This is a genomic window from Streptosporangium fragile (genome assembly GCF_039534445.1).
In the GTDB taxonomy this organism is placed as follows: Bacteria; Actinomycetota; Actinomycetes; order Streptosporangiales; family Streptosporangiaceae; genus Streptosporangium; species Streptosporangium fragile.
Genome location: NZ_BAAAVI010000070.1, coordinates 14,493 through 38,044, shown reverse-complemented (window position 1 = coordinate 38,044; position 23,552 = coordinate 14,493). Strand labels below are relative to the sequence as shown.

Genomic DNA, 23,552 nt, shown 5'->3' with positions numbered 1-23,552 from the left:
TGCCATGACGGGACAACCAGTGCTGCTCTTCGACGGAGACTGCGGTTTCTGCACGACGAGCGTCCGGTTCGCCGAGCGGTGGATCGGCGTCCGCGCCCGGGTCTCCCCCTGGCAGGTCGAGGACCTGGCCGCGCTGGGCACCACCCGGGAGCGGGCCGAGCGCGAGGTGCTCTGGGTCGAGGGCGGCCGGGTGCGCGGCGGGGCGCAGGCGGTGGCCGCGCTCCTGTCCGCCGCGGGTCTCCCGTGGAGCGTGCCGGGGCTCGTGCTGCGGATCCCGCCGTTCCGGTGGGCCGCCGAAGGGCTCTACCGGCTCATCGCCGCCAACCGGCACCGCCTGCCCGGCGGCACTCCCGCCTGCGCGCTGCGGCCGGAGCGGAGATGAGGGACGCCCCGCTCACCGGCGTCGAACCGTTCGGCGGAGCCGCCGTCCCGGTCTCCCCGGGCGGCGGCTGCTCGCGCTGACGGGGTGGCCCGCCGGGCCGGCGCCTCTCCGAAAGCCGCCGGGCGCACGATGAGCCCACCGGACGCGCATGAGCCCACCGGGCGCACGCTCAGAGCGGCACGCCGTAGATCACGCGCCGGCCGGCGAACTCGGTCACGCTCCACAGCGTCTTGCCGTCGCGGACGGTGAGGTCCTCCGGGCCCACCGGGTACGGGCGCCTGCGCACCGTGTCGCCCACGACGACGAGGGTGCCGTTCCGCGCCGCGCCCGCGGCCTGGCTGAGGTACCAGGTGCCGCGGTGGGAGAGCGCGCCCTGGACCTTGTCCACGGGCAGCCGGTAGGCGTCCGCGGCCCGGGCGGTCCCGCCGTCGGCCTCCGGGGTGCCCGCGGCGGCCAGCGGCCAGCGGGCCACCCGGCCCACGGCGCCCGGCTCGTCGACGTACTCGCCGGAGATCAGGGTGTGGCGCTCGGTGCTGCGGTCGACGGCGACGAAGGAGAAGCGGGCGGAGCCCCCGGCGGCGGTCCAGGCGTCGGTCTGCGGCATCACGTAGCGGTAGCCGAAGGCGTTGTAGGCCCCGCCCTTCCTGCCGATCACGCCGTCGTCGTCCCCGTCGATCTCGAAGATCTGGCGGGTGTCGAAGACGCGCAGGCCCCGGTTGGTGTCGGCGACGTAGAGCAGGCCGGCGTACCAGGCGACGCCCCCGGCGTGGATGTTGATCGGCGCGATGTCCCCGTCGGGGAGGGCCCGCACGAGCAGGACGTGGCGGTAGCGGAGCGTCGCCGGGTCGAGGAAGGTCAGGCGCACGCCCCGCTCCTGGCCCGAGGACGGCTTGTGGTACCAGCTCACCACGAACGTGCCCCCGTCGATCCCGGCGTCGGAGGCGCAGCTCAGCCCCTGGGGGTACCACTCCCTGGTGGTGTTGTCGCCGGTGTTGAAGCAGTACCAGTCCACCGGCCTGGGGTTCATCCCGGCGAACGCCCCGGTTCCCGTCGGCCCCTTCCGCGCCGCGACGCGGTTGGCCTCGGCCAGGACGGTGCCGAGCGTCACCCGGGTGAGTTCCTTCTCGATGGCCGGGATGCCGGTTGCGAGGCCGCCGCCGTTCCGTGTCAAACCGAATGGCTCAACCGGTACGGCCGTCATCGCGCTCATGAAACCCTCCTCGTCGGTTCCCGCCGGTATCGACGGAGCAAGATACGGAATTCATGAGTATGCCGGGACTTAAATTACATTCGTTGTGATATTGCCCATGTGAGAATTTTTGCGCTCAGTGCGCCGGTCACGCCCCCGGCACCTCCCCGGCGGACCCACCCGGCCGTCCGGGGCCGCGGGGCTCCGCGACCGGCGGGCCGTGGACGAGGCGCGAGGCCGGTTCGCGGAGTGCGGCCGTCGCGTCAGATCGGCCAGGTGTGCACGGGCTCCCCGGTCAGCGCGAGTTCCCGGTAGCGCATCACCATGCGCGCCCGCGCCGCCGTGTCGCCCCCGGTCCCGGCCAGTGCCTCCCGCTGCCAGATCGCGCCGGTGCGGCGGCGCGTCACCCGCTCCCGGATGACGTCCAGCGCCCACCGGATCTCCTCCGGATCCACGCCCACCCGCCCGAGCCCGGCCTCGGCGACCGGGAGCAGGTCCAGGGCGAGCCGCTGGGCGGGGACCTCCTCCCGTAGCCCGGGCCAGCTCAGCGGGGCGTCCAGGCCGTGGACGGCGGCGCGGTAGAAGTTGCGGTACGCCCCGGCGAAGGGGAACTCCTCCACCGGCTGGACCGCCAGGGCGGCGGTGAGCCCCAGCAGGAACGCGGTGTTGGCCGCCATGTCCACGGCGCTGGGCCCCGCGGGCAGCGCACGCATCTCCACCCGCAGGTGGCCGCCGTCGCCCGGGTCGTAGACCGGCCGGTTCCACTGCCACACGGTGCCCTGGTGCAGCCGGAGCTCGGCCAGCTCCGGGACTCCCCCGAACCGCGTGGCCCCGCCGGTCGAGGTCATCGGGAGCACGGGTTCGAAGTCGCGGACGCACGACTCGAAGATCTCCTCGACGCTGTGCGCCCAGCCGGATCCGAAGCCCACCCGGCGGTCCCGGCGGTCGAGCCGCTCCACGTCCCGGTCGTCGGCCGCCTCCTCGAAGAGGGCGATCCGCGTCTCCTCCCACAGGTGTCTGCCGAGGAACCCGGGCGAGTTGCCGCTGACCGCGAGGACCGGGCCGATGGCCAGCTGGGCGGCGTTGTAGATGCGGGCGAAGTCGGCGGGGGTCGTGCGCAGGTGCACCTGCCAGGAGGTGTTGGCGCTCTCCAGGATCACCCCCTCCACCTCCAGCTCCAGCAGCTCGACGCCCTCGACGCGCACCCGGAACGGCTCCGCCCGCAGCCGCCGCATGCCGCGGGCCAGCGCCCGGTAGCGGCTCTCGCGGCTGAGCGCCTCGTGGGTGAAGTCGAACTCGCTCAGCGAGGGCAGGATCCCGATCGCCACGGCGTGCCCGCCCTGGGTCGCCGCCGCCGCGTCCACCACGGCCATGATCTCCCGCATCTCGCGGACCAGGGCGGTGAAGGGCCGCCCGGCTATCGGCAGCGGGGTGAGGTTGGCCTCCAGGTTGAACCTGCCCAGCTCCAGGGTCAGCCGGTCGTCACCGGCCCGCGCGCGGACCTCGTGGTTGCGCGGGAGCGGCCGGCCGTCGGGCGTCACGAGGAACATCTCCAGCTCGGCCCCGATGGTCGCGGGCCCGGCGCCGAAACCCGGCCGCGAGAGCACCTCGCGGAGCTCCCGGAGCTGCTCCGCCAGCCGGTCCCCGAAGCGGGCGAACTCCGCCTCGGTGAAGTGCTCCTTCTCGACTTTCTGCCCCATCGCACCGTCCGATCAGTTGGTTTTCATGCCTCCTCCCTCTCTCCCGGCAGGACGGTTCTAATCAGCGCGATGCGCAACCGGCCTTACGTACGGCGGTCCGGTGCCGGCACGACCGGCGGAGGCCCTCGGGCGCGGCCCTCCGCCGGGCGACCGACCCGTCGCCGGAGCGGCACCACCGGGCCGTCGGCCCGCGCCGGAGCGGTAGGCTCCGGACGGGCCGTCCGCGTCCGGCAGCGCGAGCCGTACGGTGGTCCGCGGCGGCTCTCCTTCCCATGACGCGCTGCCGACACCGGGAATGCCGCGGGGCCGCCGGGCAGGGCGAGCTCGACGAGCCAGAGGAGTGTGCGCGGGTGAGAGCGGTGGTCTTCGACGCCTTCGGAGCCGATCTGCAGGTCCGGGAGGTGCCCGCTCCCGAGCCGCCGCCGGGCGGGGCGGTCGTCCGCGTGGAGGCCACGGGGCTGTGCCGGAGCGACTGGCACGGCTGGCAGGGTCACGACCCGGATATCAAGGTCATGCCTCATGTGCCGGGGCACGAGCTGGCGGGGGTCGTCGAGGCCGTGGGCGCGGGCGTCACCTCGTGGCGGGCCGGCGACCGGGTCACGGTCCCGTTCGTGTGCGCCTGCGGCTCATGCGCGGCGTGCGCGGCCGGCGACCAGCAGGTCTGCGAGCGGCAGACCCAGCCGGGATTCACCCACTGGGGCTCCTTCGCCGAGTACGTGGCGATCGACCACGCCGACGTGAACCTGGTCGGGCTGCCCGAGGAGATGTCCTTCACCACCGCCGCGAGCCTGGGATGCCGCTTCGCCACCGCGTTCCGCGCGGTGGCCGCCGTGGGCCGGGTGCGGCCCGGCGAGTGGGTGGCCGTGCACGGCTGCGGCGGCGTGGGCCTGTCCGCCGTCATGATCGCCGCTGCGGCCGGGGCCCGGGTGGTCGCGGTGGACGTCTCCCCCGCGGCCCTGGAGCTGGCCCGCCGCTTCGGCGCCGCGGCCTGCGTCACGGCCTCCCCCGCGGAGGCCGCCGTGGCGGGCGGGGCCGCCGGTTCCGCCGGACCGGCGGAGGAGTCCGGGACCGGCGGGGGGACCGGGCCGGCCGGACCCACCGGGGAACCCGAGACCGCGGCGCGCGTCCGGGAGCTGACCTCGGGCGGCGCCCACGTCTCGATCGACGCGCTCGGCAGCCCGCAGACGTGCGCGGCGTCGATCGGGAGCCTGCGCCGCCGGGGCCGCCACGTCCAGGTCGGCCTGCTGCCCGGTCTCACCGGGGTGCCGATGAACCGGGCGATCGCCTACGAGCTGGAGATCCTCGGCAGCCACGGCATGGCCGCCCACGCCTACCCCGCGATGCTGGCGGCGGTGGTCGGCGGTACCCTCCGCCCGGACCTCCTTCTCACCCGCACCATCGGTCTCGACGAGGCGGGCCCCGCGCTCGCCGCGATCGGCTCGGTCCCCGGGGTGACGATGATCCTGCCGTCGATCCTGCCGTCGCGCTGACCACCCGCCGCGCCGCTCGCCCGCGAGCGCGGGGCCGGGCGGGGCGTGCCCGCCCCGCCCGGCCGCGGGATCTCCGGCGTCACGCCTGTTCACCGGGGTTCACCACCGATTCACCCGGGTTCACAACCGATCCGCAGGTCACTTCCAAGAGGCCGCACCCAGACTGTGCGATCTCTACGGAAGGAGAAAGCCTGTGAAGATCGCACTGGTCACGGGAGCCGGACGGGGCATCGGCCGGGAGGTCGCCCGGCAGCTCGCCGAGCACGGGATGACCGTGTTCGCCGGCGTCCGCGACGAGAGTCACGCCCCCGAGGGGACCCGTCCCGTGCTGCTCGACGTCACCGACGCCGCGACGGCCGCGAACGCGGCCAAGGTCGTCGGCGACGAGTACGGGCGGCTGGACGTGCTGGTCAACAACGCCGCGATCTGCGGCGACTACGGCGTGGCCCCCGCGGAGGCGACGGCGGAGCACATGCGGGCCACCTACGAGGTGAACGTCTTCGGGGTCGTCACGGTCACCCACGCGATGATCCCGCTGCTGCGGGCGTCCGGCGAGGGCACGATCGTCAACATGACCACCCGGCTGGCCTCGATCGGGCTCACCATCGCCGGGGACGACTTCAACTCCGGATGGCCGATGCTGGCCTACAACTCGTCCAAGAGCGCGCTCAACGCGCTCACCGTGCTCTACGCGAACGAGTTGCGCGCGTCCGGGATCACGGTCAACGCCGTCGATCCCGGTCTCTGCGCCACCGACATGACCGGCCACACCGGGGACCGCCAGGCGGCCGAGGGCGCGGCGGTGATCGTGCGGATGGCGACGCTCGGCGCCGACGGCCCGACCGGCACGTTCAGTTCGCAGGAGGGGCCCACTCCCTGGTAGGCGGGTCGCTCGCCCGCGGCCCGGCGACGTGAGCCACCACGTCGCCGGCCGGGGCGTCACCGTCACGGTGGCGGATCGGAGCCGTGACGGTTCGGAGCCGTGACGGTTCGGAGCAGTGACGGTTCAGAGCAGCGGGCGGACGGCGAGCCCGCCGCCCCAGCGCTCGACGGCCTCGGTGTCGGCGAAGGCCAGGGCACGCAGCATGTTGCCGCCGTCGCTGTTCTCGACGTTGCGGCGGAGGCGTTCCTGCAGCGGGGCGGGCAGCTTGGTGGTGCCCGCCTCGACCGTGTCGCCGTAGAACGGGGCGAAGGCCACCGCCGCGAATCCGGTGCGGCGCAGCAGCGCGGGCATCGTCTCGGCCGAGTAGAACATCAGGTGGTTCTTGGTGAACCCGTTCCAGCCGCTGCCGTACGCCTTGAGCTGCAGGGATGCGGCGTTCACGGTGAGGATGAGCAGCACCCCGCCGGGGGCGAGCAGGTCGCGGAAGCGCTTGAAGTCCTCCAGCGGGCGGGGCAGATGGGCCAGGACCGACCACAGGGTGATCACATCGAAGCCGCCCGCGGCGATCTCCGGCACGTCCTCGGGAGCCCCGAAGTGGGCGCGGGCCCGGGTGAGCCGCGCGTTGGCCGCGGCGACCGAGTCGGCGGAGAGATCCACCCCGACGGCGTCGAAGCCACGCTGCTCGGCCAGTTCGAGGAAGAGCCCGGCGCCGCAGCCGAAGTCGAGCAGCCGCCGCCCCTGCCCCGACTCGAACACCGGCCCGAAGGCGTCCATGGTCAGCCGGTAGCGGCGCTGCCGGTTGGCCGCGTAACGCCCGGTCAGGAAACCGCTGTAGCCGGCTGCGTACAGGTCGCCCAGGCGCTCGGGCCGGATGTTGGGGTTGCGGTACAGGAACCCGCAGGCCGGGCAGCGCACGACCCGGTAGCTCCACCCGCGTTTGGCGTCGGCCGGCTCGAACAGCGGCTGCTGGCGGGTCTCCCCGCACAGGTGGCAGCTGACGAATTCCTCGATCTCGCCCAGGGGCGTCCGCTCCCGGTATTCCTGGAGGGAAACGACGGGGGCCCTGCGCAGCCGCAGCCGCCACTGGAACTCGCGGACGAGCCGCTCACCCGGCCGGACGTAGATCCGCTGCCCCCAGGGCACGCGGGCGTAGCGCGAGCCGTACACGACTCGGGAGATTGCTCGTTTGACAGACACCGCGAAACGTCCCTTCAGGAGGGTCATTCGAGAAAAGAGAGCCCTCGTTAAAAGTGACACGGCGCCATCAATGACTCAACCGGGCTTTAGTTTTGATGTCATCTAGTATTTGACTAGATCAGGACAAGCCATCCCAATAATCCACGAACACCTCTCGACAATCCGAACAAAATGGATATAAGAGACAAATACCACTAAAGATCATCATCAATGGCGAAGCCAGTGATAGCGTCATTGGAATGCGTCCAGAAGACCTTGCCCTGCTCAACACCCCCGGCAGCGTGACCCTCCACGACGGCCTCCTCCTGGTCGACGTGGCCCGGCCCGACCTGGAGGCCGACGCCTACCGCGGGAGCCTGTGGCGGCTCCCGCAGGACGGCCCGCCCGTCCGCTTCACCTTCGGCGACCACGACAGCGCGCCCCGCATCTCCCCGGACGGGGCGTGGGTGGCGTTCCTGCGGTCCCACGACGGCGGCAGGCCGCAGCTCCACGTGATGCCCACCGGCGGCGGCGAGGCCCGGCCCGTCACCGACCTGGCGCTGGGCGCGGGCACGCCGGTCTGGGCGCCCGACTCCCGCAGGATCGCCTTCGTCACCCGGGTGGCCGAGCCCGGCCGCTACGGCACCGACGAGGGCGTGAGCGCCGGGGGCGAGGCGCCCCGCCGGATCACCGGCTTCCGCTACCGGCTGGACGGCGTCGGTTTCACCTTCGACCGGCGCCCCGCGCTGTTCGTGGTCGACGCCCTGGCCGAGGCCCCCGAGCCGGTGCGGCTCACCGAGGGGCCCTACGACGTCGACTCCCCCACCTGGACCCCCGACGGCGAGCACGTGCTGGTCTCCGCCTCCCGCGACCTCGACGGCGAGAGTCTGCACACGGACGTGTACGCGGTGCCCGCCGGCGGCGGCGCCCCCGTCCTCGCGGTGCGCAGCGGCGGGACGGCCGAGCACCCGGTCGCGCTGCCCGGCGGCGAGGTGCTCTACCTCGGCACGGAGTTCTCCGGCGTCGACGCGGTGGGCCGCAACCCGGGCCTGTTCCGGGCCCCGCTGCGGATCGGCGGCACGGCGACCACCGGGGTGCGGCTGACCGAGGAGGAGTCGGTGTGCTGCGAGGCCCTGCCGCCCGTCCCGGCCGGGGACGGGGTCCTGGTCGCGGTGCGGGTACGCGGCGCGGTCGAACTGCGCCTGGTCCCCGCGGACGCCCTCGACGCGCCACTGGAGAAACTCGTCCCGGTGCTGGGCGAGCGGGCGAGCGTCAAGGCGTTCACCGCGTACGGGGAGCAGGTCGTCGCGGTGGTCTCCACCCCGCGGAGCCCCGGTGAGGTGGTCACCCCCGCCGGGACGCTCACCGATTTCTCCGGCTCCCCGGGCGGGTTCGCCTCGCTGGAGGAGATCACCGCCGTCTCGCCCGACGGCTACCCGGTCCACGGCTGGCTGGCCCTGCCCGAGGGCCCGGGGCCGCACCCGGTGCTGCTGAACGTGCACGGCGGACCGTTCCACCACCACGGGTGGGGGTTCCTGGACGAGACCCACGTCTACGCGGGCGCCGGATACGCGGTGGTCCTGCCGAACCCGCGCGGCTCCGCCGGGTACGGCCAGGCGCACGGCCGGTCGGTGGTGGGCGCCCTGGGCACCGTGGACGCCGACGACGTCCTCGCCCTGCTGGACGCCGCGCTGGCCCGCCCCGAGTGCGACGCGGAACGCGTCGGCGTGATGGGCGGCTCCTACGGAGGGTTCATGACGGGCTGGCTGGCCGCCCACCACGGGAGCCGGTTCCGGGCTGCCTGGAGCGAGCGCGCCGTCAACGCCTGGGACTCCTTCGCCGGCTCCTCCGACATCGGCTGGTACTTCGCCGAGGCCTACTGCGGCCCCGACGTGGCGGCCCAGCGCGCGATGAGCCCGCTCTACCACGCCGACCGGATCACCCTTCCGTTCGCCGTGGTCCACTCCGAGGAGGACTGGCGCTGCCCGGTGGAGCAGGCCCAGCGCATGTTCGTCGCGCTGCGCCGCAACGGCGTCCCCGCGGAGTTCCTGCTCTTCCCCGGCGAGGGGCACGAGCTCACGCGGAGCGGACGTCCCCGACACCGCCTGCAGCGTTTCGAGGCCGTCCTGGAGTGGTGGTCGCGCCACCTGTCCTGACCGGATCCGCCCCGGCCGGGACTCCCGGACCCGGCCGGGGCGGGTGACCCACGGCGGGACAGGCCCGCCTCCCGGCCCCGCCCGGCGGTGGCGGGCACGAACCGCAAACAGCCCTGGACGGAAGCACCCGGCGGCCGATGACCGTCCCACGCCGCCTCCCGGCCCCGCCCGGCGGTGGCGGGCACGAACCGCGAACAGCCCTGGACGGAAGCACCCGGCGGCCGATGACCGTCCCATGCCGCCGGCTTTCCGATCCTTGACCGGGCGACCCGAGTGACGCGTTCCCGCCGGGGGTATCGCACCTCCGGCCGGACAGACATGCCGTCCTCTCCCTGTCCGCCGGAAGCGGCGGCCCGGGAGCGGCATGGATGCCGGCCGGAAGAGCGCGCCGGCGGAAACCCGCCGACGCGCCGGATCCGTCGCTCCCCCTCGCCGCTCCGTCCGCCTCCGGCGGCGGCCCCGCGGCGGCGGCCGTCCGGAACCGGTGCTCCCGCGCCGCACGGGTCCCGCCCCGGCCTCCGCACGCCGCGGCCGAGGTCCCGTTGTCGCGGGAGCCCGCCGACGGGAATCGGGTGGCGCCCTGGCCACCCCGCAGCGACCGGGAGAGACAGCAGATGACGACCGCCCTCACGACCGACCGGCGGAACGGCCCTGGAGGGTCCCGATGACGGGCACGCTCGCGCAGACGCCCGCGTCCCCGGCGGAGTCGCCACGGCACCGGGTCGTCAGCCCGGTCGTCCTGCTCGCCCTGGTCAGCCTGTTCTACGGCCTGGCCCAGCTGACGGTGGTCTCCGTTCACATGGGGATCGGCTGGGACGAGTCGATCTACGCCAGCCAGTACGCCGCGCACACGCCGCCAGCGGATTTCAGCGCGCCGCGTGCGCAGGGGATGCCGTTGCTGGTCGCGCCCGTGGTGGCGCTGACCGACTCGGTGGTCGCCCTGCGGGCCTATCTGACCGTGCTCTCCTCGCTCGCCCTGTTCGGCGCCTTCCTGGTCTGGACGCGCGTACGGCGCGGGTACGCGGTCCCGCTCGCCGCGGCGCTGTTCGCGGGCTGCTGGCTCTCGCTCTTCTACGGCAACGAGGCCATGCCCAACCTGTACGTCGCGCTCGGCACCGTCGCCGCGACCGGTTTCTTCCTGATCGACCGCTCCCGGGCGGTGACGACCGGCCGGGGTTCCCGGGCGGCGGCGGCCGGCCTGGCCGGGTCGCTGGCCGCGGTGTCGCTGATGCGGCCCTCCGACGCGCTGGTCGTCGCCGTACCCATGGCGGCCATGGCACTTCTGGTACGGCCACGCCGGATCCCCTCACTCGCGGCCATCCTGATCGGGCTGGGCGTCGGGTGGGGAGAATGGCTGATCGAGGCGGAGCTGAGGTTCGGCGGGGTCGCCGCCCGGATGCGCGGGGCCGAGGAGGCCAACCTGACGGGCCTGACCGTGTCCGTCCTCGAACACGCCCGCGCGCTGGACGGCCCCTCGCTGTGCCGGTGGAACGTCGACTGCGGGGACGTCTCCCCCGTCGCGCTGGCCTGGTGGCTCACGATCCCGCTGATCACCCTGGTCGGCCTCTGGGCGGCGTGGCGGGACCACCGTCCCGGCCCCGTCCTGCTGGCCACGGCGACCGGGCTGGCCATCGCCGCGCCGTACCTGTTCTACGTCGACTACGCCGCCCCGCGCTTCCTCATGCCGGCCTACGCGCTGCTGTCCATTCCGATCGCCGAGGGCGCGATCGCGCTGGCGCGCGCCGGCCGCCCGCCGCTGCGGCACGTCGCCGCGGCGCTCGCGGGCGTCGGCCTGCTCGCGCACTTCGCGCTCCAGGGCACCTACGCCTACCGCATGTCGGCCATCACGTTCGAGCGCCGGGAGCGGGTGGATCTCGCCACCGAGGAACTGCGGCGGATGGGGGTCCGGGCGCCCTGCGTGGTCTACGGCCAGTCGGGTGTTCAGATCGGCTACATGCTCGGCTGCCGCTCGCAGGGACTCACCCGGGGCTTCCCGGCGGAGCAACCCCCTCGGGTGCGCCAGGCCCTGAAGGACGGCGTCCAGCTCGTCATGGTCTACTCGGGCGCGCGTCCGCCGGGGTACGCGGCCGACTGGCGCATGGTGAAACTACCCGGCGGCTGGCGGGCGCGGTTCGCCCCGTCCGGAGGCTGAGACGCCACCGCGCCGGTTCACCGCGCCCTCTTGGCGCGGCGCGGGAACCGCTCATCGCGGTCCACACCCCGGACTCGTCGCACGACCCTCCCTCCACGACATGGCGCGGCCCCCTCGCCCCGCGGCTGACCGGTGAGCGGTCATGAGCGCGACCCCGCGTGGCCGGCGCGGGTCGTTGTGGCGACTTCCAAGTCGGGACAGCGGGGCCCCTCCTCCCGTTCCAAGTCGGGACAGCGGGGCCCCTCTCCCGCTCCAAGTCGGGACAGCGGGGCCCCCTCCCGCTCCAAGTCGTTCCCAAGCCCGGCGCCCTACCATAAGGGCCGTTCTCCCCACGCCGGGCGGCCCGCCGCCTCCGCACAGCGGCGACGTCCTTCTCGTGGGTCGCGATTCGCAAACCGTACCGAAGCACTACATCCCCTTGGCTGAACAACATTCGGACGCTTGGCATGGAGCGTCTCGAACGCTCCCCTGGGAGGTCTTCGACGATGGACCGTGAGAACGGTATCGAGGCGCGCTGGATGACGTGGCATGAGGCCGGAGACGAGATCGTCGATCTCCGGCGGCGTGCGTTCGTGGACGAGCTGGGCTGGAGCGAACGCTGGGTTCGCCATGCCAGGGACCCCGAAGGCCTGCACCTGTGTGCGGTGTCCGGAGGGAAGATCGTGGCCGTCATCTCCGCCTACCTCTACGAGCCGGGCGCTCCGGAACTCGCCGACGCGGCGTTGCCGGACGTGGACGGATGGACGGTCCAGCTCGGCAAACGGGTGGAGGTGGCGGAGCACCGGGGCCATCTCGTCAGCGCGCGGATCGGCACCTCGATGGTGCGCCAGATCTGCGAGTCGCTGCGGCCGGCCCGTTTCTTCCTCCTGCTCCTGCAGAACGGGCATCCCCATCTCGTCGACCGGTATGCCCGGCGGGGTTTCGCCAGATACGGCGACGTCGGCTCCGGCGACGACGCGCTCACGGTGATGACGGTGGAGGGCGAGGAGGCCCTGGAGGAGTTCCACCTCAAGAACCGCCGCGTGGACAGGGAGACGGCGTCCGGCGACGACCCGATCCCCGTCCCCTCCCTCGTGCGTTTCCTCGCCGGAACCGGGCGCGGCGACCTCCTGGCGGCGGACCGTCTCGGCGCGGAGAACCTCTACCTGGAGTCGCTGCCCCCCGGTGACGAGCTGCCGCGGCTGAGCGCCCAGGGCCGGTTGATGCTCGCCGAGCAACGGCCGCGCCTGGCCGCCACGCCGTTCCCGCCCGCGCCCGCGTCGCTGCTCGACATAGGCAGCGGGCCCGGTGACTACCTGGCGGCGATCGCCGGGGAGACCCCGTTCGCCGGATACCGCGTCCAGGGCGTCGAGCCCGCCCCCGAACTGCTCGCCAGGGCCCGGGCCGCCTTCCCCGGGCACACCTTCCGGCCCGGCAGCGCGTACGCCACCGGCGAGGCCGACTCCTCCCACGACGTGATCACCGCGCACTTCGTCCTCGTCCACCTGCGCAGCCCCGACCTGGCCCTGCTGGAGATGCGCCGGGTCCTGCGGCCCGGCGGCCTGCTGTACGTGGTCGACGGCGACAACACCAGCTTCCGCGGCCCCGACGTGATCCGCCATGTGGTCGAGACGTACAACCACGGCTACGCGGGTGATCGCCTGATCATGAAGGACCTTCCGGCGCGGGCCGCGGAGTTCGGTTTCCAGCCCGTGCGGCGTTTCGCCACGACGATGCGCAACACGGGTGGCACCGGACCGGTCTTCGGCCCGGACGAGATACGGCTGGGCAGGAAGGAGTCCTGGAGCCTCCTGTCATTCCTGCGTGAGTGGGGCGGCGGCACGGAGGCCTACCGGGAGGCGGAGGAGCACTACTTCGGCACGGAGTGCGAGATCAGCATGAACGTCGAGACCCAGGTCTACCGGCTCGGGTCCGCCGGGTAGGGCACCGGCCGGGGCGTCGCCCGCGCCGTCATCGGCCCGGGCGGGGTTCCGGAGGTCGTGATCCCCGCGCGGCGGTGCCGGGAAGGGCGCCGCCGGGCGGGACACCGACCGGTGGTCCCGGCCGGTGTCCGCCGGCTGGACGCCCGCCTCATGACCAGGACCGCCACCCGTAGGCTGGGGCCCAGGTCACGATGATCGGGAGGTCCTATGGAATACGTGCGCCTGGGGACGACGGGGCTGAAGGTGTCGCGGATCTGCCTCGGCATGATGAGCTACGGCGACCCCGCCAGGTGGAGCGAGTGGGTGCTCGACGAGGCCGCCGCGGAACCGATCGTGCGGCGGGCGGCCGACGCCGGGGTGACGTTCTTCGACACCGCGGACGTGTATTCCGCCGGCGCCAGCGAGGAGGTGACCGGCCGGCTGCTCCGCGCGATCTTCCCGAGCCGGGACGACTACGTGCTGGCCACCAAGGTGTTCTTCCCGATGGGCAAGGGGCCCAACGACGGCGGGCTGTCGCGCAAGCACATCATGGCCGCGGTCGACGACTCGCTGCGCCGGCTGGGCACCGACCACGTGGACCTGTACCAGATCCACCGGTGGGACCCGGAGACGCCGATCGAGGAGACCATGGAGGCCCTGCACGACGTGGTCCGCGCGGGCAAGGCCCGCTACATCGGCGCCTCCAGCATGTCCGCCTGGCAGTTCGCCAAGGCCCAGCACGTCGCCGAGATCAACGGCTGGACGAAGTTCGTATCCATGCAGAATCACTACAACCTGCTCTACCGCGAGGAGGAGCGGGAGATGAACCCGCTCTGCCTGGACCAGGGCGTGGGGCTGATCCCGTGGAGCCCGCTGGCCCGGGGTGTGCTCGCCCGCGCCGGATCGGCGGAGAGCACCACCCGCGCGGGCAGCGACCAGCGCATCGGCGCCCTCTACACGGACGCGGAGAACGACCGCCAGATCCTCGACCGGGTCGCCCAGGTGGCCCGGGAGCGCGAGGTCCCGCCCGCGCGGGTGGCGCTGTCCTGGGTGCTCGGGCAGCCGGGTGTGTCGGCCCCGATCGTGGGCGCCACCAAGGACCGGCACGTGGACGACGCGGTCGCGGCGGTGGACCTGGACCTGACCGAGAAGGAGCTCGCCTTCCTCGCCGAGCCGTACCGTCCCCGGCCCGTCATGCACTGACGCCCCGCGCAGTCGTGTTTCCCCGTAGACGGCCGATTTCTGGAAGGGATGGGCATACATGGCGCACGGCCACGTGCGGATCGCACTGGTGACGGCCACACCGGGACCCGGGATCAGCACCGACCGGGACATGCCCCTGCTGCACGCGGCGTTCGAGCACGCCGGCGCCGAGGCGGAGGTCACCGCGTGGGACGATCCCGAGGTCGACTGGGCGCGCTTCGACCTGGCGGTCATCCGATCGCCGTGGGACTACTCCTGGCGACCCGCGGAGTTCCTGGCCTGGGTCGACCGCTGCTCGGAGGCGACGCGGCTGGCCAATCCGCCGGAGATCGTCCGATGGAACTCACGGAAGCAGTACCTGCTGGAGATGCGCGAACGGAACGTCCCGGTCGTGCCCACGCGGTACGTCGCCCCCGGCGACCCCGTCGACCTGCCGGACGGTCACGAGTTCGTGGTCAAACCGGCCGTCGGCGCCGGGGCCCGCTTCGCCGCGCGTTACGGGCCGGCCGAGCGCGAACGGGCCGCCGCGCACGTCGGGCGGATCCACGCCGACGGCGTGGCCGTGATGGTCCAGCCGTACCTCACGCGCATCGACGTCACCGGGGAGCGCGCGCTGGTGTTCGTGCGGAACCGGTTCCTGCACGCCATCCGCAAGAAGGCCGTCCTGTCGTCGGGACTGCGCTACGACGAGCCCCGGGAGGCCCACCCCGGTACCGAGCGGTGGCAGCCGACCCGGGCCGAGCTGGCGCTCGCCGAGCGGGCGCTGGCCGCGGTCCCCGGTGCGGACCGGCTGCTCTACGCCCGGGTCGACATGGCGGACGACGAGGCGGGCGACCCGGTCATGACCGAGCTGGAGCTGGTCGAGCCCAATCTCTACCTGCGCTTCCACCGGGAATCCATCCCGGCGTTCGTCGAGGCGATCGTCGACGCCGCCGAACGGTCCCGCTCCGCCCGCGGCGGCCGGAGCAGCACCTGAGGCGCGCCCGAGGAGGTCGGGCACCGTGTCGGCCCTGCCACGCCGGTGGGGCGGGCCGGGCTCGACCGGCGGCGCGCGCAGCCCGCCGTGACCGGGTGACGCGGGGCTCCGGCGCGTCGCGTGCCGGGGCCGGGCCGTGACGCCGGGAGGGCGTCAGGAGTCGGCGGGCAGCTCGAACTGCACGCATGTCACGCCGCGCATGTCCAGCCAGGCTCGTCCGGGGCCCCGGACGAGCCGGAAGACGACCTCCTCGCACCCGGGGCAGCGGGCCACCAGCCCGGGGGCACGAGTGTAGAGGCGTGCCTCGGCCAGCGCGAGGGACCGGGCGCAGTTCGCGCACCGTCCCGTGGCGGCGGTGAGGTCGACGGCGAAAACCTCGCGGAGGGCTCCCCCGGCGGCGTTCCCGTCGACGTGGTCCTCGGTCATGATCGTCCTCCACTGGGGCCGAAGCGTTCGGTACGGATCCGGGCGGGGTCGTGGCCCGCGGCGACGAGCAGGCCGGTGACGGTCTCCACGAACCCGGTCGGTCCGCACACGAAGACGGCCGGTTCCCGCTCGGGGGCCCAGACCGCCTCGGTGAGCAGGCGGGCGTCCACGCGTCCGGGCGGACGCCCCCAGCCGTCGGGGACCTCGCGGGTGTAGGCGTAGGTGACCTCCAGACCGGAGCCGTCGGCGCTCGCGCGGTCCAGCTCGTCGCGGTAGAGCGCCGCCGCGGGGCCGCGCGCGGAGTACAGCAGCCGGAACGGCGTCCGGCTCCCGCCGACGGCGCGGGTGCGGACCATCGCCATGAGGGGCACGACGCCGGAGCCGCCCGCGACCAGCTGCACCGGTGCGGGGTCCTCCGGGCGCCAGACGAACCAGCCGCCGATCGGCCCGCGCACCTCGAGAGGGTCTCCCGGGGAGAGCACCTGCGCGAGGTACGGGGAGACCTCACCGTCGGGCACCCGTTCGACGGTGAGCTCCACGCGATCGCCTCCGGGCGCGGAGGCGATCGAGTACGACCGCTGGGTGGAGTAGCCGTCCGGGGCGGTCAGGCGCACGTCGACATGCTGGCCGGCGAGGTGGCCGGGCCAGCCCGGGACGTCCAGGACGAGCGTGCGGGCGGTCCCGGTCTCGTCGCGCACGGCGGCCACCGTGGCGACACGCCAGGTCAGTCGCCCCAGTACCGTTGCTCGCGCCATGGGTCTCCGTAGTTGTGGTAGCCGACGCTCTCCCAGAATCCCGGCTGGTCCTCGTCGAGCAGGCGGATGCCGCGCACCCACTTGGCGCTCTTCCACAGGTAGAGGTGGGGGACGAGCAGCCGGGCGGGCCCGCCGTGCTCGGGGGTGATGGGCTCGCCCTCGTAGCGGACGGCGATCCACGCCTTGCCGTCGAGGAGGTCCTCCAGCGGCAGGTTCGTGGTGTAGCCGCCGTAGGAGTGCGCCAGGGCGTAATCCGCGGACGTCTCCACATCGGCGAGCAGGGTGTCCAGCGAGACGCCCTCCCAGGTGGTGCCGAGCTTGGACCATTTGGTGACGCAGTGCAGGTCGACCGTTACCCGCTCCACCGGCAGGGCGTTGAGCTCCGCCCAGTTCCAGCGCGTCACCTCGCCGGTCTCGGTGGTGACGCTGAGGCTCCAGTCGTCGGTGGAGAGCGCGGGTGTGGGCCCGGCCGAGAGCACGGGGAAGTCCTCGGTCAGGTACTGCCCCGGCGGCAGGTCCCGATTGCCGCCGCGTCGGCCGAAGAACCCGGGCGAGACGATGCCGATGACGCCCACCTCCCAATTTCCGGCAGGTTAGTACATACGCGACATACCACTCGAACATCTCTCGAAATGGCGGATCACGAGAACGAGGTCAATCCCATCACATCCCATCTCGTCATCCGCCATCGGGCACGCCGCCGGCCGACCGGTCCGCTCCACGGCACCTGCCGTGAGGGCCCTCCGGGAACCGGCGGCTCAGGACCCGACGGCTCAGGACCCGGCGGCGGCTCAGGACCCGGCGGCGGCTCAGGACCCGGCGGCGGTGATCACTTGGGAGACGAGGCCAGGGGAGGTGATCAGGCGCGCGTACTCGGGCTGGCGCAGCTCCCCGCCCATGAACGGGTGCGGGTTGCGGTACAGGGCGGGGCTGGGCGCGTCCACCAGGGCGGCGAAGTGGATCTCGGAGACCCCGGTCGCCTCGACCACGCGGCGCACGTTACGAGGTGTGATGCCGCCGCCCGGCATGACGATCACCCGGTCGCCCGCCCGCTCGACGAGGGAGGCGATCAGTGGCGCGCCCTCCAGTGCGGTGGTGTCCTGACCCGAGGTGAGCACCCGGTCGACGCCCAGCGCGATGAGGGTGTCCAGGGCGGCGAAGGGATCGGCGGTCATGTCGAAGGCCCGGTGGAAGGTGACCGAGAGCCCCTCCGCGGCGCCGATCAGGCGCCTGGCCACCTCGGTGTCCACCTCGCCCGCCGGCGTCAGCGCCCCGATCACCACGCCCTGCGCGCCCGCGTCCCGGACGGCCGCCACGTCGCGTTCCATCGCGGCGATTTCGTGCTTGTCGTAGATGAAGTCACCGCCCCGGGGGCGGATGATCACGTGGACCCGGATCGACGAGACCGCGGCGAGGGTCGCCTCGACCGTGCCGAGGGTCGGGGTCAGGCCGCCCTCGAAGAGCGCCGAGCACAGCTCGACGCGGTGCGCCCCGGCCTTCTCGGCCGCCAGGGCGCCCGCCGTGCTGTCGATGCAGATCTCGTAGGTAAGGCTCATCTCTCCTCTTCCACAGCATGGATCTCGCCGACCGGGACGCCTCCGCCCAGCACCGGGACGCGCGCGAAGTCCGCGGCGGCCGTGACGTCGCCGCCCGCCGCCCGGAGCACGGCCAGCGCGATCGCGGTCGTCGCCCGCGGGCTCCCGTCGATGACCTTGACGGCCGCGGCGTGCCCGGTCGCGAGGGCGACGACGAGGACCCCCTCGGCGCCGCCCTTGGCCACCGCCCCCGGCAGCGCCCGCATCAGCGAGGTGTTGACGTGGCCGGTCCCGCCGACGTACTCGGGGTGCTCTCGCATGGCGTCGGCGACCGCCCGCGGCGCGGTCCCGGGCTCGGCGACGACCAGCTCGCGGACGGCCCGCGCCAGCCCGGTCAGCGAGAGCCCGAACAGCGGCGCGCCGCACCCGTCGACGGCGACATGCGCCGCCTTCTCTCCCGACAGCTCCTCGACGACGGCCCCGACCCGCCGCTGCACGGGGTGGTCCGCGTCGAGGTAGGAGCCGGTCTCCCAGCCGGAGGCCACGGCCGCGGCGAGCATCGCGGCGTGCTTGCCGGAGCAGTTCATCCGCTCCGGCGAGGCCGCCCTGCCGTCCCTGATCAGCGCGTGCCGGGTGGCCTCGTCCTCCGGCCAGTCCGCGGGGCAGCCGAGGGCGTCGAATCCGAGCCCGGCCTCGGCGAGCATCTCGGCGACCAGCCGCACGTGGCGGTCCTCCCCGGTGTGGCTGCCCGCGGCGATCGCCAGGCGCGGCCCGCGCAGGTCGGCCCCGGCCAGCAGGCACGCCAGCGCCTGGAACGGCTTGGCCGACGAGCGCGGCAGCACCGGCGCGTCGGCCCGCCCCCGGGCGACGGCCACGGTGCCGTCGGGGGCGAGCGCGACGGCGCTGCCGAAGTGCACGCTCTCGACGAACCCGGAGCGCACCACCTCGGCCAGGGGGACGAATTCAGGCACGGACGGGACTCCTTCGCGATCGGCGGGCCCGCGGGGCGCGGGTCTGGGGGGTACGCGCCTCCAGGACGCGGGCGAGCTTGGACAGCGACGCGTTGACCGCCAGGTAGATCAGCGCGACGACGATGTAGGTCTGGATGAGCAGGCCGTTGTAGGTCGCCAGGACCTTGCCGCTGTAGAGCAGCTCGGCGTAGCTGACCACGAAGCCGAGCGAGGTGTCCTTGAGCAGGCCGACCGACTGGCTGACGATCGAGGGCAGCACGCGCCGGGCCGCCTGCGGCAGGATGATCAGGCGCATGGACTGGCCGTGGGTGAGCCCGACGGCGAGACCGGCCTCGCCCTGGCCGCGTTCGACGGACAGGATGCCGGCGCGGAAGATCTCCGCGAACGCCGCGGCGTTGGAGACCGCCAGCGGCACCACGAGCTTCCAGAACAGCGGCAGGTCCAGCCCGTAGCGGGGCAGCGCGAACAGCACGACGTAGACCAGCAGCAGCGCCGGGACGGTCCGCACCACCTCCACGTACGCGGCGGCGGGCAGGCGCACCCAGCGGCGCCGCGAGAGACGGCCGAGGGCCAGCGCCAGCCCGGCCGCCATCGCGAGCGCGGCCGAGACGACCGCGGCCAGCGCGGTGGCCCAGAGCCCGCCCAGCAGGTAGCGCCACATCGGCCAGGTCGCGTACGGCGCCCACCTGTCGGCGGCGAGCTGGCCGTTGGCGGCGAACTGGCGGACGGCCAGGGCCGCGAGGAGGACCACCGCGACCGCCCCCACCACGGTCGCGACGCGGATCCTGCGCCGGGCGCGCGGGCCGGGCTCGTCGAAGAGCACGTTGCTCACCGGGCATCCTCCAGGGGTTCGTCGCGGGACGGGCCGCCCGGGACGACGGCCCCGGACGGCCGGGCACCGGCCCCGCCGGGGCGCGGGCCGTTCCGCTCCGCCGGGAAACGTGCCCGTGCGCGGCCACCGGGGCCGCCGGGGCGAGGGCTGCCCACCGGACCACCGGTCCCGCCGGGGCGAGGGCCGATCACCGGACCACCGCCAGCCGCCGTTCGAGGCGCCCGGTCACGAACCCGGCGCAGGCGGCGATCAGGGCGTAGGCCAGGCCCGCCCCGACGAAGATCGGGATGGGTTGCGCCTCGACGAGGTTCACCCGGTTGGCCGCGGCGGTCAGGTCGACCACGCCGACCGCGGCGGCGAGCGAGGTGTTCATCGTCAGCGCGATGAAGATGTTGCCGAGCGGCTGGATCACGGTGCGCAGCGCCTGGGGCAGGACCACGTGGCGCAGGGACTGGCCGAAGGTCAGCCCGAGCGCGCGGGCGGCCTCACCCTGCCCGGCCGAGACCGCGTTGACGCCGGAGCGCAGCGCCTCGGCGATGTAGGCGGCCTCGTACATCGCGATGACGATGACGGCCGTCACCAGCAGGTCGGCCTGGAGCCCGATCTCCGGCAGGCCGAAGACGGCGAGCACCAGCAGCACCAGCAGGGGCAGGTTCTGGAAGGTCTCCACGTAGACCGTGCCGATCCCGCGCAGAACGCCGACCGGGCTGACCCGCATGGCGGTGATCATGAGTCCCAGGACCGCGGCGCCGGCGAAGGACGCCGCGGTCAGCTGGAGGGTCACGATCAGTCCCTGCCAGAACTCCGGCAGGTGGTCCAGGAGAGCGGACATCAGGAACCCGGGACCGATCCGATCTGCGGCGGGGTGGGCGCCTCGCCCTGCACGACCGTGCCGATCGAGTTCTTCCACGCCTTCTGCCAGACGCCCTGGTCCTGCATCTTCTTCAGCCAGTCGTTGACGAACTTCTTGAACTGCTCGTCACCGTGCTTGAGGCCGATGCCGTACGGGTCGGTGGTGAAGGGCGTGCCGACCACCTGGACCGAGGGGTCCTTCTGGGCGTTGGCCACCAGGAGCGTCTCGTCCTGGACGTACGCGACGCCGCGGTCCTGCTTGAGCGCCTGCATGCACTCCGGGTCGCTGCCGAACGTCACGATCTTCGCCTGCGGGGCGAGCTTCTTGATCGCCGGGATGGCCGGGGTGTTGGCTCCGGCGATGACGGTCTTGCCGTTGAGGTCCTCGGGCTTGGTGATGCCCGTGGTGCCCTTCTTGACGGCGAGGGTCAGGCCCGAGGAGTAGTAGGGCCCGGCGAAGGAGACCTGCTCGGCCCGTTCCGGAGTGATCGTGTAGGTCTGGAAGACGACGTCCACGGTGCCGTTGCTCAGCAGCGCCTCGCGGGTCTCGGACGCCGAGTTGACGATCTTCACCTTGGGCTCGCCGATGATGTACTTGGCGAGGGCCTTGCCCATGTCCGCGTCGAATCCCTCGACCTCGCCGGTCACCGGGTTCTGCTGCGAGAGCAGCGGCGCGTCGAGCGACCCGCCGACGATCAGCTCGCCGCGCTGCTTGATCTTCTCCATCGTGGAGCCGGGCAGGATGTCGGCGGCGGCCGCCACCGGCGCCGACGCGATCACGTCGCCGCCCTTGGCCGCGCCCGGCACCGCCGAGTCGCCGCCCGGCACCGCCGAGCCGCCCGCGTCCGTACCGCCGCAGGCCGACAGGCCGAGCATCGACACGGCGGCGACAGCGGCCAGCCGCTTCATGGACACCATCGGGCCCACCATCCTTTTCGATCAGTGAGTGAGTACTTTGGCCAGGAAGTCCCTGGCCCGGTCGGTCCGGGGCGCCTCGAAGAAGGCGGCGGGCTCGGCCGTCTCGACGATCCGGCCGGCGTCCATGAACACCACGCGGTCGGCCGCCCGGCGGGCGAAGCCCATCTCGTGGGTGACGACGACCATCGTCATGCCGTCGGCGGCCAGCCGGACCATCACGTCGAGGACCTCGCCGACCATCTCCGGGTCGAGCGCCGACGTGGGCTCGTCGAAGAGCATCACCTTGGGACGCATGGCCAGCGCGCGGGCGATGGCCGCCCGCTGTTGCTGCCCGCCCGACAGCTGCGCGGGCAGCTTGCCGGCCTGCTCGGCGATGCCGACGCGGGCCAGCAGCTCCCGCGCGGTCGTCTCGGCCTCGGCGCGGCTCACGCCGCGGACCTTCATGGGCGCGAGCACGATGTTCTCCAGCACGGTCTTGTGCTGGAACAGGTTGAACGACTGGAAGACCATGCCGACGTCGGCGCGGAGCCCGGCCAGCGCGCGGCCCTCCACCGGGGCGGGTACGCCGTCGATCAGGATGTCGCCCGAACCGGCGGTCTCCAGGCGGTTGAGGCAGCGGCACAGCGTGGACTTGCCGGACCCGGAGGGGCCGACCACCACGACGACCTCACCCCGCGCGACCTCAAGGTCGATGTCGCGTAGTACATGGTGATCGCCGAACCATTTGTTCAACCCTTTGACCTGGATCATCGCCATCTTCCTTCGAAATCGAAGACAAAGCGGAACGTAATGGATGATTCTCCAGCAAGTCAACACGTTGCTGCAGTAAGTACAGACGTGGTATTCCTCTGTTCATGTCAGGCAAAGAGCGGCTGCTCGTGCGGGGGGCGCAGAGCGATCTCCTGCGTCTCGTGGCCATCGGCCACGCCGAGTCGCGTGCCCAGCTGGCCCGTCTCTCCGGCCTGGCGGCGTCGAGCGTCTCCCTGCGCGTCGAGGAGCTCATCGGCACCGGCCTCCTCGTCGAGGAAGGATCGGGCACCTCCAGCGGGGGGCGGCGGCCGCGGCGGCTGCGGCTCAGCCCGACCGCCGGGCTGCTCGCGGTGGCCGACCTCGGGGCGCACCACGCCCGCTTCGGCCTGCTCGACCTCAGCGGCACTCCCCTGGTCATCGAGGAGCGCCCCTGCGACATCGCCCGGGGCCCCGAGGAGACCCTCGACTGGATGGCGGCCTCGTTCGAGGAGCTGCTGCTGGCCTACGGCCCGCCCGGCGTCCCGCTGCGGGGCGTCGCCACCGGCATCCCCGGCCCCGTCGACCCGGCCAGCGGCCGGGTGGTGTCGCCCTCGCGCATGCCCGGCTGGAACAACTTCCCCGTCGCCGAGCACCTCGGCGCGCACTTCGACCTGCCGGTGCTCGTGGAGAACGACGCCAACCTCATGGCCGTCGGCGAGGCCCGCTCCTGGCCGGAGTGCGACAACCTCATGGTGCTCAAGGCGGGCAGCGGCATAGGGTGCGGAGTGATCGTCGGCGGGCGCCTGCACCGGGGCCGCGGCTCGGCCGGCGACATCAGCCACGTCCGGGTGCGGACCGACTCCTCCACCATGTGCTCGTGCGGCCACCCCGACTGCCTGGAGGCCTACGCGAGCGGGGCCGCCCTCATGGGCGCCCTGTCCGAGCTGGGCATCCCGGCGCGGCGCCCCTCGGACGTCGTCGCCCTGGTCGAGGACGGCGTACCCGAGGCCACCGCCCTGGTCAGGAACGCCGGACGCCTCATCGGCGAGGTCCTCACCGTCCTGGTCAACTTCCTCAACCCGGACGCCATCGTGATCGGCGGGAGCCTGTCCACGGCCGAACCGCTGATCGCGTCCATCCGGGCGGCCGTCTACGAGCGCTGCCTGCCGCTGGCCACCCGCGACCTGGAGATCGCCGTCACCCGCGGCGGTCCCGACGCCGCCCTGCTGGGCGCGGGCTCCCTCCTGCTGGACGCCGTCCTGAGCTGAGCCCCGGGCCGTGTTCCCCCTTCCGGGGAGTCATGTGCTCCTTTTGTCATGATTTAAC

21 protein-coding genes are annotated in these 23,552 nt (G+C 73.2%); 9 read left to right on the top strand and 12 right to left on the bottom strand.

Features of this window, described 5'->3' with window-relative positions:
* The first annotated feature begins 4 nt into the window (after positions 1-4).
* Positions 5-382, top strand: coding sequence for a thiol-disulfide oxidoreductase DCC family protein (locus ABD841_RS32960; protein WP_344979956.1), 378 nt, complete (start codon positions 5-7; stop codon positions 380-382).
* A gap of 169 nt (positions 383-551) precedes the next feature.
* Here the strand turns inward: ABD841_RS32960 and ABD841_RS32955 are convergent, their stop codons facing one another.
* Both ABD841_RS32955 and ABD841_RS32950 read right to left on the bottom strand, forming a co-directional pair.
* Positions 552-1,592 (bottom strand): hypothetical protein, encoded by a 1,041-nt coding sequence (locus ABD841_RS32955; RefSeq protein WP_344979954.1) that lies wholly within the window; start codon positions 1,590-1,592, stop codon positions 552-554.
* 242 nt (positions 1,593-1,834) lie between these two features.
* Positions 1,835-3,271 (bottom strand): glutamate-cysteine ligase family protein, encoded by a 1,437-nt coding sequence (locus tag ABD841_RS32950; RefSeq protein ID WP_344979952.1) that lies wholly within the window; start codon positions 3,269-3,271, stop codon positions 1,835-1,837.
* Positions 3,272-3,621: 350 nt separating this feature from the next.
* Here ABD841_RS32950 and ABD841_RS32945 point away from each other — a divergent pair, with 350 nt between their 5' ends.
* Together ABD841_RS32945 and ABD841_RS32940 are read left to right on the top strand one after the other, a co-directional pair.
* Positions 3,622-4,761 (top strand): alcohol dehydrogenase catalytic domain-containing protein, encoded by a 1,140-nt coding sequence (locus ABD841_RS32945; protein ID WP_344979950.1) that lies wholly within the window; start codon positions 3,622-3,624, stop codon positions 4,759-4,761.
* 193 nt (positions 4,762-4,954) lie between these two features.
* Positions 4,955-5,644 (top strand): SDR family NAD(P)-dependent oxidoreductase, encoded by a 690-nt coding sequence (locus ABD841_RS32940; protein ID WP_344979948.1) that lies wholly within the window; start codon positions 4,955-4,957, stop codon positions 5,642-5,644.
* A gap of 123 nt (positions 5,645-5,767) precedes the next feature.
* Here ABD841_RS32940 and ABD841_RS32935 read toward each other — a convergent pair whose 3' ends face one another.
* Positions 5,768-6,841, bottom strand: a complete 1,074-nt coding sequence (locus tag ABD841_RS32935) for a class I SAM-dependent methyltransferase (protein WP_344979946.1) — start codon at positions 6,839-6,841, stop codon at positions 5,768-5,770.
* 239 nt (positions 6,842-7,080) lie between these two features.
* On the opposite strand from ABD841_RS32935, the gene ABD841_RS32930 reads away from it, so the two are divergent.
* The 5 genes from ABD841_RS32930 to ABD841_RS32910 all read left to right on the top strand — a co-directional run bounded on the left by ABD841_RS32930 (position 7,081) and on the right by ABD841_RS32910 (position 15,208).
* Positions 7,081-8,976: a S9 family peptidase gene (locus ABD841_RS32930; RefSeq protein WP_344979944.1), complete on the top strand. Its 1,896-nt coding sequence runs from the start codon at positions 7,081-7,083 to the stop codon at positions 8,974-8,976.
* Positions 8,977-9,640: 664 nt separating this feature from the next.
* The gene (locus ABD841_RS32925; protein ID WP_344979942.1) at positions 9,641-11,128 is read left to right on the top strand and encodes a hypothetical protein; all 1,488 of its coding nucleotides are present in this window, start codon (positions 9,641-9,643) and stop codon (positions 11,126-11,128) included.
* Positions 11,129-11,613: 485 nt separating this feature from the next.
* Positions 11,614-13,050 (top strand): methyltransferase domain-containing protein, encoded by a 1,437-nt coding sequence (locus ABD841_RS32920; RefSeq protein WP_344979940.1) that lies wholly within the window; start codon positions 11,614-11,616, stop codon positions 13,048-13,050.
* A gap of 207 nt (positions 13,051-13,257) precedes the next feature.
* Positions 13,258-14,232 carry an aldo/keto reductase gene (locus ABD841_RS32915; protein WP_344979938.1) on the top strand — a complete coding sequence of 325 codons (975 nt, stop codon included), beginning with the start codon at positions 13,258-13,260 and terminating at the stop codon, positions 14,230-14,232.
* 58 nt (positions 14,233-14,290) lie between these two features.
* Positions 14,291-15,208: an ATP-grasp domain-containing protein gene (locus ABD841_RS32910; protein WP_344979936.1), complete on the top strand. Its 918-nt coding sequence runs from the start codon at positions 14,291-14,293 to the stop codon at positions 15,206-15,208.
* 153 nt (positions 15,209-15,361) lie between these two features.
* On the opposite strand, the gene ABD841_RS32905 is transcribed toward ABD841_RS32910, so the two are convergent.
* From ABD841_RS32905 to ABD841_RS32865, 9 genes are all read right to left on the bottom strand, one after another.
* Positions 15,362-15,634, bottom strand: a complete 273-nt coding sequence (locus ABD841_RS32905) for a DUF6510 family protein (protein ID WP_344979934.1) — start codon at positions 15,632-15,634, stop codon at positions 15,362-15,364.
* Entirely contained in the window at positions 15,631-16,389 is a 759-nt protein-coding gene (locus ABD841_RS32900; RefSeq protein ID WP_344979932.1) for a ferredoxin reductase, read from the bottom strand. The genes ABD841_RS32905 and ABD841_RS32900 overlap by 4 nt, the downstream gene beginning before the upstream one ends.
* Positions 16,359-16,955 (bottom strand): sulfite oxidase-like oxidoreductase, encoded by a 597-nt coding sequence (locus tag ABD841_RS32895; protein ID WP_344979967.1) that lies wholly within the window; start codon positions 16,953-16,955, stop codon positions 16,359-16,361. Before ABD841_RS32895 ends, ABD841_RS32900 begins: the two co-directional genes overlap by 31 nt.
* Positions 16,956-17,198: 243 nt before the next feature.
* The gene (locus ABD841_RS32890; RefSeq protein ID WP_344979930.1) at positions 17,199-17,945 is read right to left on the bottom strand and encodes a copper homeostasis protein CutC; all 747 of its coding nucleotides are present in this window, start codon (positions 17,943-17,945) and stop codon (positions 17,199-17,201) included.
* Entirely contained in the window at positions 17,942-18,895 is a 954-nt protein-coding gene (locus ABD841_RS32885; RefSeq protein WP_344979928.1) for an asparaginase, read from the bottom strand. The genes ABD841_RS32890 and ABD841_RS32885 overlap by 4 nt, the downstream gene beginning before the upstream one ends.
* Positions 18,888-19,727 (bottom strand): amino acid ABC transporter permease, encoded by an 840-nt coding sequence (locus ABD841_RS32880; RefSeq protein ID WP_344979926.1) that lies wholly within the window; start codon positions 19,725-19,727, stop codon positions 18,888-18,890. Before ABD841_RS32880 ends, ABD841_RS32885 begins: the two co-directional genes overlap by 8 nt.
* A gap of 187 nt (positions 19,728-19,914) precedes the next feature.
* Entirely contained in the window at positions 19,915-20,559 is a 645-nt protein-coding gene (locus tag ABD841_RS32875; RefSeq protein ID WP_344979924.1) for an amino acid ABC transporter permease, read from the bottom strand.
* Positions 20,559-21,497: a glutamate ABC transporter substrate-binding protein gene (locus ABD841_RS32870; RefSeq protein ID WP_344979922.1), complete on the bottom strand. Its 939-nt coding sequence runs from the start codon at positions 21,495-21,497 to the stop codon at positions 20,559-20,561. The genes ABD841_RS32875 and ABD841_RS32870 overlap by 1 nt, the downstream gene beginning before the upstream one ends.
* 21 nt (positions 21,498-21,518) lie before the next feature.
* Positions 21,519-22,247, bottom strand: a complete 729-nt coding sequence (locus ABD841_RS32865) for an amino acid ABC transporter ATP-binding protein (RefSeq protein ID WP_344979920.1) — start codon at positions 22,245-22,247, stop codon at positions 21,519-21,521.
* A 104-nt stretch (positions 22,248-22,351) separates the two neighbouring features.
* Between ABD841_RS32865 and ABD841_RS32860 the strand changes: the two genes are divergently transcribed.
* Positions 22,352-23,494, top strand: a complete 1,143-nt coding sequence (locus ABD841_RS32860; RefSeq protein WP_344979918.1) for an ROK family protein — start codon at positions 22,352-22,354, stop codon at positions 23,492-23,494.
* The last annotated feature ends 58 nt before the right edge of the window (positions 23,495-23,552 follow it).

Excerpts from the sequence above, each read along its gene's own strand:
- ABD841_RS32960 (WP_344979956.1), top strand. The coding sequence starts at position 5 with ATGACGGGACAACCAGTGCTGCTCTTCGACGGAGACTGCGGTTTCTGC.
- ABD841_RS32955 (WP_344979954.1), bottom strand. The coding sequence starts at position 1,592 with ATGAGCGCGATGACGGCCGTACCGGTTGAGCCATTCGGTTTGACACGG.
- ABD841_RS32950 (WP_344979952.1), bottom strand. The coding sequence starts at position 3,271 with ATGGGGCAGAAAGTCGAGAAGGAGCACTTCACCGAGGCGGAGTTCGCC.
- ABD841_RS32930 (WP_344979944.1), top strand. The coding sequence starts at position 7,081 with ATGCGTCCAGAAGACCTTGCCCTGCTCAACACCCCCGGCAGCGTGACC.
- ABD841_RS32925 (WP_344979942.1), top strand. The coding sequence starts at position 9,641 with ATGACGGGCACGCTCGCGCAGACGCCCGCGTCCCCGGCGGAGTCGCCA.
- ABD841_RS32920 (WP_344979940.1), top strand. The coding sequence starts at position 11,614 with ATGGACCGTGAGAACGGTATCGAGGCGCGCTGGATGACGTGGCATGAG.
- ABD841_RS32915 (WP_344979938.1), top strand. The coding sequence starts at position 13,258 with ATGGAATACGTGCGCCTGGGGACGACGGGGCTGAAGGTGTCGCGGATC.
- ABD841_RS32910 (WP_344979936.1), top strand. The coding sequence starts at position 14,291 with ATGGCGCACGGCCACGTGCGGATCGCACTGGTGACGGCCACACCGGGA.
- ABD841_RS32905 (WP_344979934.1), bottom strand. The coding sequence starts at position 15,634 with ATGACCGAGGACCACGTCGACGGGAACGCCGCCGGGGGAGCCCTCCGC.
- ABD841_RS32900 (WP_344979932.1), bottom strand. The coding sequence starts at position 16,389 with ATGGCGCGAGCAACGGTACTGGGGCGACTGACCTGGCGTGTCGCCACG.
- ABD841_RS32890 (WP_344979930.1), bottom strand. The coding sequence starts at position 17,945 with ATGAGCCTTACCTACGAGATCTGCATCGACAGCACGGCGGGCGCCCTG.
- ABD841_RS32875 (WP_344979924.1), bottom strand. The coding sequence starts at position 20,559 with ATGTCCGCTCTCCTGGACCACCTGCCGGAGTTCTGGCAGGGACTGATC.
- ABD841_RS32870 (WP_344979922.1), bottom strand. The coding sequence starts at position 21,497 with ATGGTGTCCATGAAGCGGCTGGCCGCTGTCGCCGCCGTGTCGATGCTC.
- ABD841_RS32865 (WP_344979920.1), bottom strand. The coding sequence starts at position 22,247 with ATGATCCAGGTCAAAGGGTTGAACAAATGGTTCGGCGATCACCATGTA.
- ABD841_RS32860 (WP_344979918.1), top strand. The coding sequence starts at position 22,352 with ATGTCAGGCAAAGAGCGGCTGCTCGTGCGGGGGGCGCAGAGCGATCTC.